The sequence below is a fragment of the Streptomyces sp. NPDC050423 genome (assembly GCF_040655445.1).
Lineage (GTDB): Bacteria > Actinomycetota > Actinomycetes > Streptomycetales > Streptomycetaceae > Streptomyces.
The window spans coordinates 34,487-49,577 of sequence record NZ_JBFAJY010000033.1 but is presented as its reverse complement, the minus strand read 5'-3'; the positions used below and the strand labels follow the sequence as shown (position 1 = coordinate 49,577).

11 protein-coding genes are annotated in these 15,091 nt (G+C 70.8%); 6 read left to right on the top strand and 5 right to left on the bottom strand.

What is annotated here, in order from left to right; all coding sequences use genetic code 11:
- The first annotated feature begins 130 nt into the window (after positions 1–130).
- From AB0I52_RS23400 to AB0I52_RS23385, 4 genes are all read left to right on the top strand, one after another.
- Positions 131–1,600, top strand: coding sequence for a hypothetical protein (locus AB0I52_RS23400; RefSeq protein WP_363075543.1), 1,470 nt, complete (start codon positions 131–133; stop codon positions 1,598–1,600).
- Between the two features lie 55 nt (positions 1,601–1,655).
- Positions 1,656–3,680, top strand: coding sequence for a family 43 glycosylhydrolase (locus tag AB0I52_RS23395; RefSeq protein WP_363075541.1), 2,025 nt, complete (start codon positions 1,656–1,658; stop codon positions 3,678–3,680).
- 239 nt (positions 3,681–3,919) lie between these two features.
- Positions 3,920–4,726, top strand: coding sequence for a serine/threonine protein kinase (locus tag AB0I52_RS23390; protein ID WP_363075539.1), 807 nt, complete (start codon positions 3,920–3,922; stop codon positions 4,724–4,726).
- Complete coding sequence (locus AB0I52_RS23385) at positions 4,723–6,219, top strand: serine/threonine-protein kinase (protein WP_363075537.1); 1,497 nt, start codon at positions 4,723–4,725, stop codon at positions 6,217–6,219. Before AB0I52_RS23390 ends, AB0I52_RS23385 begins: the two co-directional genes overlap by 4 nt.
- Positions 6,220–6,465: 246 nt before the next feature.
- Here the strand turns inward: AB0I52_RS23385 and AB0I52_RS23380 are convergent, their stop codons facing one another.
- The gene (locus AB0I52_RS23380) at positions 6,466–7,836 is read right to left on the bottom strand and encodes a peptidase C39 family protein (RefSeq protein ID WP_363075535.1); all 1,371 of its coding nucleotides are present in this window, start codon (positions 7,834–7,836) and stop codon (positions 6,466–6,468) included.
- Between the two features lie 174 nt (positions 7,837–8,010).
- On the opposite strand from AB0I52_RS23380, the gene AB0I52_RS23375 reads away from it, so the two are divergent.
- Positions 8,011–8,640 (top strand): hypothetical protein, encoded by a 630-nt coding sequence (locus tag AB0I52_RS23375; protein ID WP_363075533.1) that lies wholly within the window; start codon positions 8,011–8,013, stop codon positions 8,638–8,640.
- A gap of 358 nt (positions 8,641–8,998) precedes the next feature.
- Positions 8,999–10,891: an AAA family ATPase gene (locus AB0I52_RS23370; protein ID WP_363075531.1), complete on the top strand. Its 1,893-nt coding sequence runs from the start codon at positions 8,999–9,001 to the stop codon at positions 10,889–10,891.
- Positions 10,892–11,041: 150 nt separating this feature from the next.
- Here AB0I52_RS23370 and AB0I52_RS23365 read toward each other — a convergent pair whose 3' ends face one another.
- The 4 genes from AB0I52_RS23365 to hisG form a co-directional block, all read right to left on the bottom strand.
- Positions 11,042–12,139, bottom strand: a complete 1,098-nt coding sequence (locus AB0I52_RS23365; RefSeq protein WP_363075529.1) for a hemolysin family protein — start codon at positions 12,137–12,139, stop codon at positions 11,042–11,044.
- Entirely contained in the window at positions 12,136–13,506 is a 1,371-nt protein-coding gene (locus tag AB0I52_RS23360; protein ID WP_363075527.1) for a hemolysin family protein, read from the bottom strand. Before AB0I52_RS23360 ends, AB0I52_RS23365 begins: the two co-directional genes overlap by 4 nt.
- 182 nt (positions 13,507–13,688) lie before the next feature.
- Positions 13,689–14,153, bottom strand: a complete 465-nt coding sequence (locus AB0I52_RS23355; RefSeq protein WP_363075525.1) for a PH domain-containing protein — start codon at positions 14,151–14,153, stop codon at positions 13,689–13,691.
- A gap of 22 nt (positions 14,154–14,175) precedes the next feature.
- Positions 14,176–15,024, bottom strand: a complete 849-nt coding sequence (gene hisG, locus AB0I52_RS23350) for an ATP phosphoribosyltransferase (RefSeq protein WP_363075523.1) — start codon at positions 15,022–15,024, stop codon at positions 14,176–14,178.
- Positions 15,025–15,091 lie beyond the last annotated feature (67 nt).

Sequence of the window (15,091 nt, the reverse complement as noted above, 5' to 3'; positions counted from 1 at the left end):
CACGCAGGGGTCTACCACAGGTGGCAGACCGGATTCTCCACATGGTCCGACTGGTCCTGGCTCAACAACACCGCCGGCCCACCCGTCAACTGAACCGGCATTTCGGCACCACCTTCGAAGGAGACAGCAGTTGAGCAGCAGTCGGCGCTCCTCCCGAGCTCCCCATCGCATCATCCTGTCGGCGCTTGCCTCGTTACTTCTCGCGGCGGGTGTTCTCGTCGGCGCCTCGCCTGCGTACGCCGCCCCGAGTGACCTGTGCGCCCAGGTCGGCTACAACGCCGGTTTCCGAGGCGACGGTCTGGTCACCGCCGTCGCCGTCGCCCTCGCGGAGTCCAGCTGCAACCCGTCGGCGTCCAACGTCCAGAACAACACGCCGCCTTCCACCGACCGCGGTCTGTGGCAGATCAACAACTACTGGCACGCCGAGGTCGACGACGCCTGCGCCTACGACGCCCAGTGCAACGCGAACGCGGCCTTCGACATCTCCTCCGGCGGTGCGAACTGGCAGCCCTGGTCCACCTACAACCAGGGCATGCACTGGCGGCACATGGACGAGGCGCAGGCTGCGGTGGACCGCCTCGGGCATCCCGGCGAACCCGGCCCCACGCCGTTGGTGTATCCGGCGGAGTCCGGCCGGGTGGTGTCGGCGCTGTCGGCCGACGGGCGGCTGGAGGCGTTCGCGGCAGGTGCCGACGGCGTGTATCACGCGTGGCAGCTCCAGGCGAACGGTGACTGGTCGGCATGGGAGCCGTTGGGCGGTCCGGGTGGCGCGGAGCTGGCGATCGCCCCGAACGCGGACGGACGCCTGGAGACGTTCGCCCTCAACGGAAACACACTGCAGCACCGCTATCAACTGTCACCCTCGGGCGACTGGTCGGGCTGGGAGACATTCGGCGAAGGCGGCCGTGACCTTGCCGCCGGCGTGAACGCGGACGGCAGGATCGAGGTCTTCGCATCCGGCCCGGTCGGCCTCTTCCACAAATACCAGACCGCCCCGAGCGGCGGCTGGGGCGACTGGGAACCGACCGGCGGCGGACCCGCGAACGGCCGCGTGGAAATGGGGAAATCACCGGACGGACGACTGGAGGCATTCGCACTCAACGGTGACGTATTCCAGCACCAATACCAGACCGCGGTGAACGGCGGCTGGTCCCCATGGGAAACATTCGGTGACGGCGGACACGACCTGACCGTGGACCACAACGCGGACGGCCGACTCGAGATCTTCGCATCCGGCCCGGTAGGCGTCTTCCACAAATACCAGACGAACCCCACGAGTTGGTCCGGATGGGAAAGCACAGGCGGCCCCGCCGACTCCCAACTGACCAGTGAGCGGACACCGGACGGCCGAGTCGAAGTATTCGCGATCAACAACACTGTCGCACAACACATCTGGCAGACCGGCGTCAACGCACCCTACGGAACATGGGAGAACTTCGGCGAAGCCGGCACCGAAATCACCACCGCAGCCAACGCCGACGGCCGCATCGAAGTCTTCGGAACAAGCCACGCAGGGGTCTACCACAGGTGGCAGACCGGATTCTCCACATGGTCCGACTGGTCCTGGCTCAACAACACCGCCGGCCCACCCGTCAACTGAACCGGAAACCGCGGCCGGCCGGTTCAGCCGGCCGCGGTCCTCACTGGAGAACAGCATGCATCCGATCAGCAGACGGCACGTGCTGCGGGCGACGGCGGGAGCGGGCGCGGGCGCGCTCCTGTACACCGGACGGCCCGCGTTCGCTGCCGAGCCCGTCCAGCCCCACCAATGGATCGGTGCCGGTCCCTTCACCCACGTCTACGACCCCTCCACGCCCGGACGGCGGCGCTATCTCAACGACCACACCCTGATCAAGGCGAATGGCCGATGGCACCTGTTCAGCATCGTCGGCGACAGCGCGCCCCCCGGCGAGGCCCCGGACAGTGCCGCCGAGTTCGCCTTCGCGCACGCCTCCGCACCGGACCCGCACGGCCCGTGGACCACGCACCCCGACGCGCTGACCGTCGATCCCTCGTACCACGGGGAGGAACACCTGTGGGCACCGCACGTCGTCGAGGCAGACGGCACGTTCTGGATGTTCTACGCCGCCGGTGGCCAGGACGGGGCCGCCATCAACCTCGCCACCTCGGCCGACCTGTTCTCCTGGACCCGCGTACCGTCGGGCCCGCTGTTCCGGGGGCTCGTGGCGCGTGACCCGATGGTGCTGCGGATCGGCGGCGAATGGGTGATGTACTACACCGAACTGTCCGGCCCCGGCGGCCGGCACATCGTGTCCTTCCGCCGGTCCGACGACCTGGTGCGCTGGAGCGAGCCGGGCACGGCGTACACCGACGAGACCACCGAAGCCACCGTGTCGGTCACCGAGTCGCCGTTCGTGGTCGAACGGGACGGCTGGTACTACCTGCTCATCGGGCCGCGCAACGGCTACGAGGGCACCGACGTCCTCGCGTCCCGGGACCCGTTCCACTTCGCCCTCGACGGCTACGCGGGCCATGTACCCGGTCATGCCGTCGAACCGGTCGCCGACGGGCAGGAGTGGTACGCGAGCGCCGCGGGATGGTTCCAGCAGGGCCTGCACCTCGCGCCCCTGTCCTGGCGGAACACACCACCTCCCTGGCAGAGCACGGATAACCCGGTCGCGGCCCTGGACGTCGACGGCCGGCTGACCGTGTTCGCGCTCGACGCGGCAGACCGTTCGGTACTCCGGCGCGTCCAGCTCGACCCGGCCTCCGACACATGGTCGGAGTGGGAGCCCTTCGGCGGACCGGCCGGAGCGGTTCCCACCCTCGGCCGCAACACCAACGGCAGGCTCGAGGTGTTCTCCCTCGCCCCGGGGGGAGCCAGCCTGCACCACAGGGTCCAGCGGCCCGACGGCGGCTGGCACGACTGGGAGGAGTTCGGCGGCCCGGCGGGGGCCGCCCCCGCGGTCGGGCGCAACGCCGACGGCCGGCTGGAGGTCTTCGCGCTGAGCCCCGGCGGCACCGCCATCGCGCAGCGGCGGCAGGGGTCGCCCGGATCGCTGACGTGGGACGCGTGGGACCCGGGGTTCGGTGGGCCGGCGGGCGGACCGCCGGTCGTCGCGGCCAACGCCGACGGCCGCCTCGAGGTCTTCGCCCTCTCGCCCGGTGGCTCCGGGATCTTCCACCGCTGGCAGGAGTCACCCAGTGGTGGCTGGGCCGCGTGGCACCGCTTCGGCACCGCAGCCGGCGCCACGCCGCGCGTGAGCCTCGACGGAAGCGGCAGACTCACCGTCGTCGCGATGGCCCCGTCCGGCGTGGCGTCCTTCTGCCGGCGGCAGGCGGTGCCGAGCGGCGCCTGGGAGGACTGGCAGCCGCTCTTCGGCTGGACGGCGGTGACCCCGGTGCTCGCTCCTGGTGCCGACGGCAGACTGGAGGCCTTTGCGCTCTCGCCCGGCGGTGATCGCCTCAACCACCGGTGGCAGGTCGCGCCCGGCGGCGGCTGGGGGTCCGAGGAGAGCTTCGGTGAGCCCGGAGTCCGCCTCGCCGCCGCACCGACCGCCGCTGCCGACGCCACCGGCCGGATCCACCTGTTCGCCGTCACAACCGACGGCCGTGTACGCACCCGTGTGCAGGTACAACCCAGTGCCGGCTGGCGCCCGTGGACGGCGTTCGGCGATCACCCGGTCGTACCCGTCCGTTCGGGCAGTCCCACCTACTGACGGGCTGCCGTCCGGCGTACTGACGGACTCCGGACGGCCGCGCCCGGGACGGCCTCGACGATCTCATCGAATTCCGCCCCTGTGCCTCGTACCGAACAGCCCCTTTCGCCCTTTTCCGGGCTCTTGCCGACCGCGTCGGCCGGTCACAGAAGTGGCCAACGCAAGGCGGTGAATTCCTCCACACACGCGGTAGCGTTCGGTGTGCAGGGCAACTGTTCACTCGCGTGACAGGGGGAGTGGTGAGCGGCATTGTCGTTCATCTGCCGCAGGGGAGCGGCGGTGTCGTCGACGGGGAGCCGTACGGCGACGCGGTGACCTTCAGGCTCGGCCCGGGGGAAGGCGCGCGTTTCGGCCGCGGCTCCGCGAGGACGCCGGTCGAGTTGCGTCTCGCCGACGCGGCCATATCCCGCCTCGCGGGGGAGATCCGGGTGACCGACGACCACTGGCAGCTGACCAACCACAGCTCGACCCACAGCTACCTTGTGGAGAATCCGGAAGGGGCGGGCGAGTACCTGCGGGTGCCGCCACGGCGTGTAGGAGCGCCCATCCCGTTCGAGTTCTCCCGGGTGGTGCTGCCCACGCGCCACGACACCACGGTCTCTTTCCAGGTGTTCGCGCCCGCCCACGTCTATCTGGACCCGGAGGGCACCTGCGGCTCAGGGGAGAGCCTCACGGTCACGGCGTACTCCCTGGACGAGACAGCCACGTACTTCCTGGTGCTGGTCGCGCTCTGCGAACCCTGGCTGCGTGACGAGTCACCGGTCGCGGTGCCGACCACCCCCCAGATCGTCGAGCGGCTCAGGGGCCACGCGGCCTGCGTCAAACTGACACCGCGTGCCGTCAGTTCGCACATCGACTACCTCGCTGCGGAGAAGCTGAGGATCGGCTCCCCCACGGAGGCCGAGGGCCGCCGGGAGGACCGCCGGAACGGCAAACGCGAAGCCGTCGTCGGACTCGTCCTGCGGTTCGGCATCGTCCGGGAGGAGCATCTCGCGCTGTTACCCCCTCGGGCCGGACCCGCCCCGCGGGGACAGTGGAGGACGTGACGGTGGTGCCGAGCCGGGGCGCATCATGGGGAAGCGACCAGACGGACCATCTGCCCCGGGGCTACCGGATCGGAGAGTGGGTGGTCACCGAGCCGATCGGGGCCGGTGGTTGGGCGACCGTCTACGCCGGACGATCCTCCCGTGATCACCCGGACAGCCCGGACGGCGCCGGCCGGGACGAGGACAAGGCAGTGGCCACGGCAGGCCGGGCGGCGGTGGGCCGGGCCCCGGTACGGGGCGAGGTCGCGCTCAAGGTCATGTCGACCGCCGGACTCGCGCCGCGCCAGGCCCGCAGACTGGCCGAAGCCGCCAGGCGCGAGGTCGAGATCGGCCGCCGGGCAGAGCATCCGCGGCTCGTGCGGCTGCTGGACTCCGTCGTCCTCCGCGCACCGGAACACCCGTCCCTGGACGGCGCGATCGTCCTGGTCATGGAGCGTGGCCGGTGCACGCTGCGGGACCTCCTCGACGCCATGGTGACGGAAGCCGAGGGCGGCCGGCTGATCGCGGGCATCTGCGAGGGGCTGGCCCATCTGCATCGGACCGGCTGGGTGCACGCCGACCTCAAGCCCGAGAACGTCCTCATCGGCGAGGACGGTTCGGTGAAACTCGCGGACTTCGGGCTCGCCACCGAACTGACGGGGACGCACGGTCACGCGCCGCCGATGGGCACCCCTGACTATCTCCCGCCCGAGCGGTGGAAGGCCCCGCTCGGGGACCTGGGGGTGCAGATCCGGCCGAGTGCCGATATCTGGGCCCTCGGCATCGTGATTCACGAGGTGTTCGCGTTCGGTGCCTCGCCGTTTCCCGGCGCTACGCCGGTGTCGCGTGGTGCCGCCGTCCAGGAGTATGCCGAGGGGCGCGCACCCTTACGGATGGACAACGCGGTTCCGGAGTTCTGGCGCGCCCTGGCCGCCGACTGCCTCGCCCCCACCCACGCCGCGCGCGCCGCCCATACGGCCGACAGCCTGCTCGCGCGGATCACGGCCCAGCAGTCCGGCGGGACCGGCCGCGCTTGCGGAAGCGGCTCGTCCCGCCTGCGGCGCTGGATCCGCGCCGCCGTCCTGGTCGTCACGGTGTTCGGAGGGGTGGGCGCGGCGATCTGGTCGTCCGCCGGACGGGAGGGATCGTCCGGGTCGCCAGGGGCGACCAGCGAACCCCCGTTCCAAATAAGGGTGTTCAACGCCCAAAGTGGCTGCCAGAACCGTACGGACCGGGATCCGCAGTGCAGTCTCGGCCTGGCGATCGATCCGCTGCGGTCGTACACCGCCGCGAACGTCGTCCCGACACGCGTGTGGCACGGTGATGTCCTCGACGCCTACTGCCAGTTACCCGACGGCGAGTCCATCACGGACGAGGAGGACCTGCAGTCCTCCCTCTGGTTCCGTGTTCGCCTTCCACGGGCCGGCGTGCGGGCCATGGCCTGGCTGCCCGCCGTCCGGACGAAGGGGCGCCCGGCGCTCCCACGCTGTCCGCATCCCGTCTCGGCCCGCTGACCGGCTGGGTCGGGCGCGGCCCAGCAGGCGTCACACGGCCGATTTCGGCCATCAAGGCAAAGAACGACAAGCGAGAAGACATGTACGCCGACCACCGTGACCTTGACGAGCGGCGTATCCACGGAGTGTCCCGCCGGCTCGGGCATCGCTCGATCAAGGCCACGGTGGACCGGTACGGCCACCTCACGCAGGACGGCCACGAGCGCCGCCGCCAGGCGGTCGAGGTGGCCGTGGGCCCCTACATGCTCACAGCAGGCCCAGCGACCGCAGAGCACGGTGCTGAGTCGGTGCTGGCCCAGACGGCCAGTAGACGTAGCAGACCCCGCCTGTACCACCCCTGACCTGCCCGTTCGCGTCATAGCGCTTCGTGCGGAGCCAGATCGTCTCCCACTCGTGCCGCCGGTAGACACGGCGGACCGCCTCGTCGCTCGGTGACGCGGGGTCATTGGCGATCACGTCGCCGTCCGCGGTGAAGCCGATCACGGTCATCAGGTGGCCCGAGGTGCCGTACCCCGCGCCCGTCAGCTCCTCCTTGAGGAACGACTGCGACGTTATGACCGGGATTCCCGCCCGGACCAGGGTCTCCAGGTCCTTCAGCGAGCTCAGTCGGGTCACCACGGCGCTCATGTCCTCGTACGTGGCCGCGTAGGCGGCGTTGAACGGCCAGTTGCCACAGCCCTCGTACTGGTTGTCGTAGGTGAAGCGCGCCGCGTGGCAGACCTGCGGGTCCTGGAGTCCGGGTTCGACCCAGGCGAGGTCCTCGGCGGTGGGCCGGCGGCCCCAATGCTCGATGATCATCTGCGAGGAGGTGGGGCTGCACCACGCCTCGCCGCCGTTGTCGTACTCGGGGTACTGGCCCACGTGCACGTTCTGCGAGTAGCGCGGCACCGGCAGTTCCCGGACCAGGCCGGGGACGGAGGCGGGCACGGTGAAGCGGTCGGGGATGTCCGAGGCCATCGCGCCCACCCGCCACACCGTGGGGGTGAGCCGGGTTCCCGGGGTGCGGTACAGGGTCAGCCGCAGCCGGTAGGTCAGGAGCCGCAGGCCGCTCGCGGCGTCGTCCACCGAGAAGGTGTCGGTCCAGATGGAACTCTTGCCGTCGCCCTGGTCGTCGACGGAGGTCCGGCGGATGTCGCCGTCGCCCGCCGCCCAGCGGCCCATGACGTACCAGGGGGTGCCGGTGCCGTCCGAGTAGCCGCCCTGGAGTTCGATCTGGATCCAGGTGCCGGCCGGCGTGTGCGCGTTCCAGGAGGCGATCGCCTCGGTGGCCGGGACGGCGGAGCGGTGGACGGGTGAGGTCCAGGTCGCGTACTCCCAGGCCGACGTCGTGCCGGTGTGCGGGTCGGTGTAGTCGGTACGTCCCAGTGGGTGGCCGATCGCCAGGCCCGCCCGGCGGCCGGCGACGGCACGGGTTCCGGCGCCGGAGCCGCAGCGCCAGTCGGTGTACGTACTCCAGGAGTGGTTGTCCACGGGAGAGGCTGCCGCCGAAGGTGCGTGGTGCGGGACACGATAGGGAGCGGCGGCCGCCGCGGAGGCGGTGGACGACACCGCTCCGGCGCCGGCCGCTGCCGCGATGGCGGCGGTGAGCACTGTTCTGCGTGAGGTCGGACTGGGCATGGGCGAGACCCCCGGTCGTAAGCGGAATGGGGCTGCGGGTGCACGACAGTGCGCCAACTATTGCGGGTCGTCCCCCGGTTCGGCCAGCGATTCTCCTCGTGCCGCTCGACCAATATTGGTCTCGACCACTGGCGTGACCTGCGGCGGCTTCGCACCGGCTCGTAGGCTGGACGGATGAACGACCTCTCGCTCCACGCCGCGCGGCTGCGCACCCTGCCTCCGTCCTGCGGACCCGTCCGGCTGATCGGCGTCGACGGCCACGCGGGATCGGGCAAGAGCACCTTCGCCGCCCGGCTCGCGGCGGTGCTCGACGACGCACCCGTACTGCACCTGGACGATCTGGCCACCCACGAGGAGTTCTTCGACTGGACGGACAGGCTCCGGGAACAGGTCCTGGGACCGCTGTCGCACGGCGCGCCCGCACGCTACGAGCCGTACGACTGGACGGCCCGGGGCTTCGGGCCGCCGCGCGTCCTGGAACCCGCCCCCGTGGTTCTGGTCGAGGGGGTCGGCGCCGGCCGGCGGGCCCTGCGCCCCTTCCTCGCACACCTGTTGTGGATGGATCTGCCCTCCGCCGAGTCCTGGGAGCGGGGCCGGCGTCGGGACGGGCCGGCCCTGACGGCGTTCTGGGACGGCTGGACGGCAGCCGAAATGGCTCACTTCTCGGCCGATCCCTCCCGCCCCTCGGCCGATGCGCTGGTACGGCAGTTGCCTGTGGGGTACGAGTGGCTGAAGGGATCCGGCGCGACAGCAGGAGCGAACCGCTCCGTCACCCAACGTGATCATTTCGCACCGCCATACTGAGCAGTCGGAAATCGGCCCGGAAGTGCCTCAACTCTGCTTGACCCGGGGCGGTACAGGTCTTACGTTCTCAATGTGCGGCTTTTCGGAGCCCCCGCAGACGCGAAGCCCCCGGTTGTTCCCCCGTGATCGGGGGCTTCGTTCTGTGCCCGGTGCCCGTTTCCGGCCGCCGTTCACCTCATTCCGCTTACCGTGAGTCACGGTCTCCCTTCGGCCTGCGGCGCCCTTAGTCGGACACTCCCTGCGCAGGTACGATGCCTCTCGGTGCGGTCAATTCCCGTCCACGGCACAGTGATTCGGCGCGCCTCGGCGGGCAGTCGTGCGGCGGGACATCCTGGGGGCACGGTTTGTGGGGGACCAGATGGACATCGGCACGCAGGGCGCACAGGCCCCGGCCGACCTCGCCTGGCTGCGCGGCGTGGACGCCTACACGATGGGCGCCTATCCGCAGGCCGAAGAGGAATTCAGCACTGCGGTGCGGCTCGATCCCGGCATGGCGGACGCCTGGCTGGGCCTTCATGCCCTGAGGGTCGACACCACGACGGCGCTGCTGCACATGTACCGCCATCGCGACCGCTTCGGCGAGCAGCGCGGCCGCCATCGCCGCACGCTGAACTCCTGGTACTGGCTGGGCTGGTGGGTGCAGCCGGTGCTGGAGAGCCCGCGCGACCTGCTGCTGGCGCACGCCTCGCACTGGCTGGACGGACGCCATGTGCCGGAGCTCGACCGGGCGCTGGCCGGGCTCCCGCCGGTGGACGCCGACGCGCAGGTCCGCTTCCTGCACGCCTGCCGCTCCTACCTGGTCAAGGACTGGGAGCAGCTCGTACGCCATACGGAACAGCTGATCGACGATCCGCTGCTGGGCATCGAGGCGGGCCTCTTCGGCGGAATGGCCCGGGTCCGGCTGGAGATGTACGGACAGGCCGAGCCGCTGCTCTCCACCGCGCTGATGCGCTGCCGCAGCGAGCAGCCGCAGCGCAAGGAGCTGCGCTACTGGCTGGCCCGCGCGCACGAGGGAACCGGGCGCAGCGCGGCGGCGCTGCCCCTGTACCGGGCGGTGCACCGGATCGATCCGGCGTTCATGGACACCTCGGCGCGGCTGGCCGCCATCGCGGACTACGACGGTCTCGACGGCTCCGACGAGGTGTCGGGCCTGGCCGCCGTGTCCCTGACCGGCCTGGGCGTCGACGGCACCTTCGCGGAGACCCAGCCGGACGGCGACTCGATGCTGGGCACCGGTCTGGTGGACGGGCGGGAGCTGCGCCCCGGCGGTGAGCCGCAGGACCTGCCCGGGGTCGGGGCGTCACCGCCGCCGGGCGGGGCGCGGGAGAAGACCGCGGTACCGGGCCGGCCGGCGCCGCAGCCGTTCCCGGCGGGCCCCAGCGATCCGGTGCTCCTCGCCGAGGCGTTGGCGGAGCTGGAGCGGATGGTCGGGCTGGAACCGGTGAAACGTCAGGTCAAGGCCTTGTCCGCGCAGCTGAACATGGCGCGGCTGCGGGCCGGCCAGGGCCTGCCCGTACAGCCGCCGAAACGGCATTTCGTCTTCTCCGGACCGTCCGGCACCGGGAAGACCACGGTGGCCCGCATCCTGGGCCGGGTGTTCTACGCGCTGGGTCTGCTCGGCGGCGACCATCTGGTCGAGGCCCAACGGGCGGACCTGGTCGGCGAGTTCCTGGGCCAGACGGCGGTCAAGGCCAATGAGCTGATCGACTCCGCGCTGGGCGGGGTGCTGTTCGTCGACGAGGCGTACAGCCTCTCCAACACGGGGTACAGCAAGGGCGATGCGTACGGGGACGAGGCCCTGCAGGTCCTCCTCAAGCGCGCGGAGGACAACCGGGACCACCTCGTCGTCATCCTGGCGGGATACCCGGAGGGCATGGACCGGCTGCTGGCCACGAACCCCGGGCTGTCCTCGCGGTTCACCACCCGGGTGGACTTCCCCAGCTACCGCCCGCTGGAACTCACCTCGATCGGTGAGGTCCTGGCCGCGGAGAACGGGGACGCGTGGGACGAGGAGTCGCTCGACGAGCTGCGTTCCATCAGCGGCCACGTCGTCGACCAGGGCTGGCTCGACGAGCTGGGCAACGGCCGGTTCCTGCGCACGCTGTACGAGAAGAGTTGCGCCTACCGCGATCTGCGGCTCTCCGGCTATGCGACGGTGCCGACGCGGGACGATCTGGCGACGCTGCGGCTGCCGGATCTGATGCAGGCGTACGGCGAGGTGCTGTCGGGGCGGCGGCCGCCGGCGGGGTGAGGGGCCACCGGGGCGTGTGGGCCGGGGAGTCCGTGGTTGCCGCTTCGTCCTCGATCGCCGGACGGGCTGGAAGATGCCCTCGACCGCCGGACGGGCTTGATTCTCCCGCGCGGGGAGAGATTCCCGTCCGGCGATCGAGGAGCGGCCGGGTCAGCCGACCAGGGCCGTGAGTTCGTCCGAGCCGGACTTCTCCTCATCGGTGCGGCGGGGCTCCGAGACCCGGTGGGCCGGGTCGCGTACCTCACCGACCAGCATTTCCAGGACGTCCTCCATGGCGACCAGGCCGAGTACCCGGCCCGAGGCGTCGGCGACCTGGGCCAGGTGCGTCGCGGCGCGGCGCATCACGGTCAGGGCGTCGTCCAGCGGGAGTTCGGCCCGCACCGTCGCCATCGGGCGCCACACGTGCTGCGGGACCGCCCGCTCGCCGTCCTCCAGGTCGAGGACGTCCTTGACGTGGAGGTAGCCCATGAACGGGCCGCCGCCCTCCGCGCAGACGGGGAACCGCGAGTAGCCGGTCCGCACCGTGAGCGCCTCGATCCGGTGCGGGGTGACGGACGGGTCGACCGTCACCAGGGTGGCCCGGCGGAGCAGCACATCGGTGACGGGCCTGCTGCCCAGCTCCAGTGCGTCCTCCAGCCGTTCCTGCGCGTCCGGCCCCAGGAGCCCGGCCTGCCCGGAGTCCTCGACCAGCCGGTTGAGCTGCTCGCTGGTGAAGACGGCCTCCACCTCGTCCTTCGGTTCGACGCCGAAGAGCCGGAGCACCAGCCGGGCGCAGGCGCCCAGCGCGGAGGTGACCGGGCGGCAGAGGCGGGCGAAGCCGACCAGGCCGGGGCTGAGCCACAGCGAGGTCTTCTCCGGGGCCGCCATCGCCAGGTTCTTCGGGACCATCTCGCCGATGACGAGATGGAGGAAGACGACGAAGACCAGCGCCAGCACGTAGCCGAGCGGATGGATCAGCCCCTCGGGCAGGTGCACCGCGTGGAAGACCGGCTCCAGCAACTGGGCGACGGTCGGTTCCGCGACCGCGCCGAGGGTCAGTGAGCAGATGGTGATGCCGAACTGGGCGGCCGCCATCATCTGCGGCAGGTTCTCCAGGCCGTACAGCACCTGCCGGGCCCGGCTGGACCCGGTTGCCGCGAGCGGTTCGATCTGGCTGCGGCGTACGGAGACGAGTGCGAACTCGGCGCCGACGAAGAAGCCGTTCGCGAGGACCAGGAGTCCGGCGAGGAGCAACTGGACCAGGCTCATCGCGCGGCCTCCAGGACGCCGCGGGCCGCCGGTTCGGCGGTGACCGGGTCGAGGACTCCGGCCAGCCGCACGAAGCGGACCTTCTCGGCCCGGTAGTGGCCGACCTGGCGGACCGAGATCCGCCAGCCGGGCAGTTCGGCCCGGTCGCCGGGTGCGGGGATCCGGCCGAGCAGATCGGCGACCAGACCGGCCACCGTCTCGTACGGGCCGTCGGGTACATCGAGCCCTATCCGGCGCAGGGTGAGGATCCGGCAGCTGCCTTCGGCGTCCCAGGCGGGCCTGCCGTCCTCGGGGACGGCGGGGGCCAGTTCGGGGCGGTCGGCGCCTTCGGCGTCGTGCTCGTCCCTGACCTCGCCGACGAGCTCCTCGATGATGTCCTCAAGGGTGACGACACCGGCGGTGCCGCCGTACTCGTCGACCACGACGGCGATCGGCTGTTCCTTGCGCAGCCGCTGGAGGAGCTGCTCGACGGGCAGGCTCTCGGGCACCAGCAACGGGGGCACCGCGATCCGGCCTGCCGGGGTGCGCGGCCGGTCCCGGGACGGAACGGCGAGCGCGTCCTTGAGGTAAATCATGCCGACGACCTCGTCGATGCGCTCCCGGTAGACGGGGAAGCGGGAGAGGCCGGTGGCCCGGGTGAGGTTGAGGACGTCGGCCGCGGTGGCGGACGTCTGAAGGGCGCTGACCTTCACCCGCGGGGTCATGACGTGCTGGGCGGTGAGGCCGGCGAGCGACAGGGTCCGTACGAAGAGATCCGCGGTGTCCTGTTCGAGAGTGCCGGCCTCGGCGGAGTGCCTGGCCAGGGAGACCAGCTCCCCCGGGGTGCGGGCGGAGGCCAGCTCGTCGGTCGGCTCGACACCGAGCAGCCGCACCAGCCGGTTGGCGACCGTGTTCAACAGGCCGATCACCGGCCGGAAGACCATGGTGAACCGGTGCTGGGGTCCGGCGACGAACCGGGCGACCTGGAGCGGCTTGGAGACCGCCCAGTTCTTGGGTACGAGTTCACCGATCACCATCTGGACGGCTGCCGCGAGGAGCATGCCGATCACCACGCTGATGCAGGGGAGGGCACCGTCGGGGAGACCGGTCAGGGTGAGTGGGCTCTCCAGCAGCTGGGCGAGGGCCGGCTCGGCGAGCATGCCGACCACCAGTGAGGTGATGGTGATGCCGAGCTGGGTGCCCGACAGCTGGAAGGAGAGTTCGCGCAGGGCGTCGACGACGGTACGGGCTCGCCGGTCGCCCTCGGCGGCGGCGCGCTCGGCGTCCGCCCGTTCCACGGTGACCAGCCCGAATTCGGCTGCCACGAAGAATCCGTTGGCGAGGATGAGAAGGAATGCCGCAGTGAGAAGCAGCAGGGGGGTGGTCATACCGCCGCCTCCACAGAAGGGGCGGCGCAGGTACTACCGGAAGATCCGTCCATTGCTGGAAGGAGTCACTCCTTGGGTCGCAGGAAGGCCCCGCAGGTCTCGGGGACCTCTGGCGGGGGCGGGGCGCACAGGGCGCCGCCGCCCTCCAGAGTAAACAACAAGAGGCCGTACAGGGCAGGGGCTCAGCCGTTGTCCGTGCCCGTGCCGTGGTTCTCGGCGAGGGCGCGGAGCGCACGGGCGTCGCGAATGGCCTGCTCCTTGGCGATTCCGGGCTGGATGCCGAGAGCGGGCATGCTGGTGCCGTCACTGAGGTCGAGGAAGACCCACGGGTCACCGACCCGCAGGTTGACGCGCACGATCTCCGCCCAGGACAACCGCCTGGTACGGGTGAGATTGACCACGGTCACCCCGCTGTCGTCCGCCATGATCTTGGGGCGGCTGAGCAGGGCGAGAACGCCGAGGAAGACCAGCGCGGTGAAGACGAAACTGGTCCGCTCCCCCGCGCTGAGCTGCTCCAGGGTGAAGGCGACGACGGTGATGACGGCGAACATCACCACCCCGACGCTCAGCAGGACCACCCGGGTGCGGGTCGGCCGGAAGGTGACCGGAAGGGCGGGGGGTTCGGTCCGGGGTGCGGGCGCTGACATGGTCTTCTTCCGTGTCCCGCCGTCAGAGACGGCAGGCGTGGATGGCTGTGGTGAGGATGGCGCGGGCGCCGAGGTCGTACAGGTCGTCCATGATCCGCTGGGCCTCCTTGGCGGCGACCATGGAGCGGACGGCGACCCAGCCCTCGTGGTGCAGCGGGGAGATGGTCGGCGACTCCAGGCCCGGGGTGAGGGCGACCGCGCGCTCCAGGTGCTCGACGCGGCAGTCGTAGTCCATCATCACGTAGCTGCGGGCGACCAGGACGCCCTGGAGCCGGCGCAGGAACTGCTGCACCTTGGGCTCGTCGTCCGGAGCGCCGATGCGCCGGATGACGACCGCTTCCGACTTCATGATCGGTTCGCCGATGACCTCAAGGCCGGCGTTGCGCAGGCTGGTGCCGGTCTCGACGACGTCGGCGATGATCTGCGCGACACCGAGCTCGATGGCGGTCTCGACTGCGCCGTCCAGGTGGACGACGGAGGCGTTGACCCCGACGTCGGTGAGGTGCTTGGCGACGATGCCTTCGTAGGAGGTGGCGATCGTCAGGCCGTCGAAGTCCTGCGGGCCCGCGGCCGTGCCGGGCTTGGTGGCGTAGCGGAAGGTCGAGCGGGCGAAACCGAGCTGAAGGATCTCCTCCGACTCGGCACCGGAGTCCAGCAGCAGGTCGCGGCCGGTGATGCCGATGTCGAGGCGGCCCGAGCTGACGTAGATCGCGATGTCCCGGGGCCGCAGGTAGAAGAACTCCACCTGGTTCTCGGGGTCGACGAGGACGAGCTCCTTTGACTCCTTGCGCTGCTGGTAGCCGGCCTCATGGAGCATCGCCATCGCAGGCCCTGAGAGTGAACCCTTGTTGGGGACGGCGATGCGCAGCATGAGGTCGGGTTTCCTTTGCAAAAGGGGTCGGTGGAATGCGGGGCGGGTGCGGAGGCCGTGCTCGGGG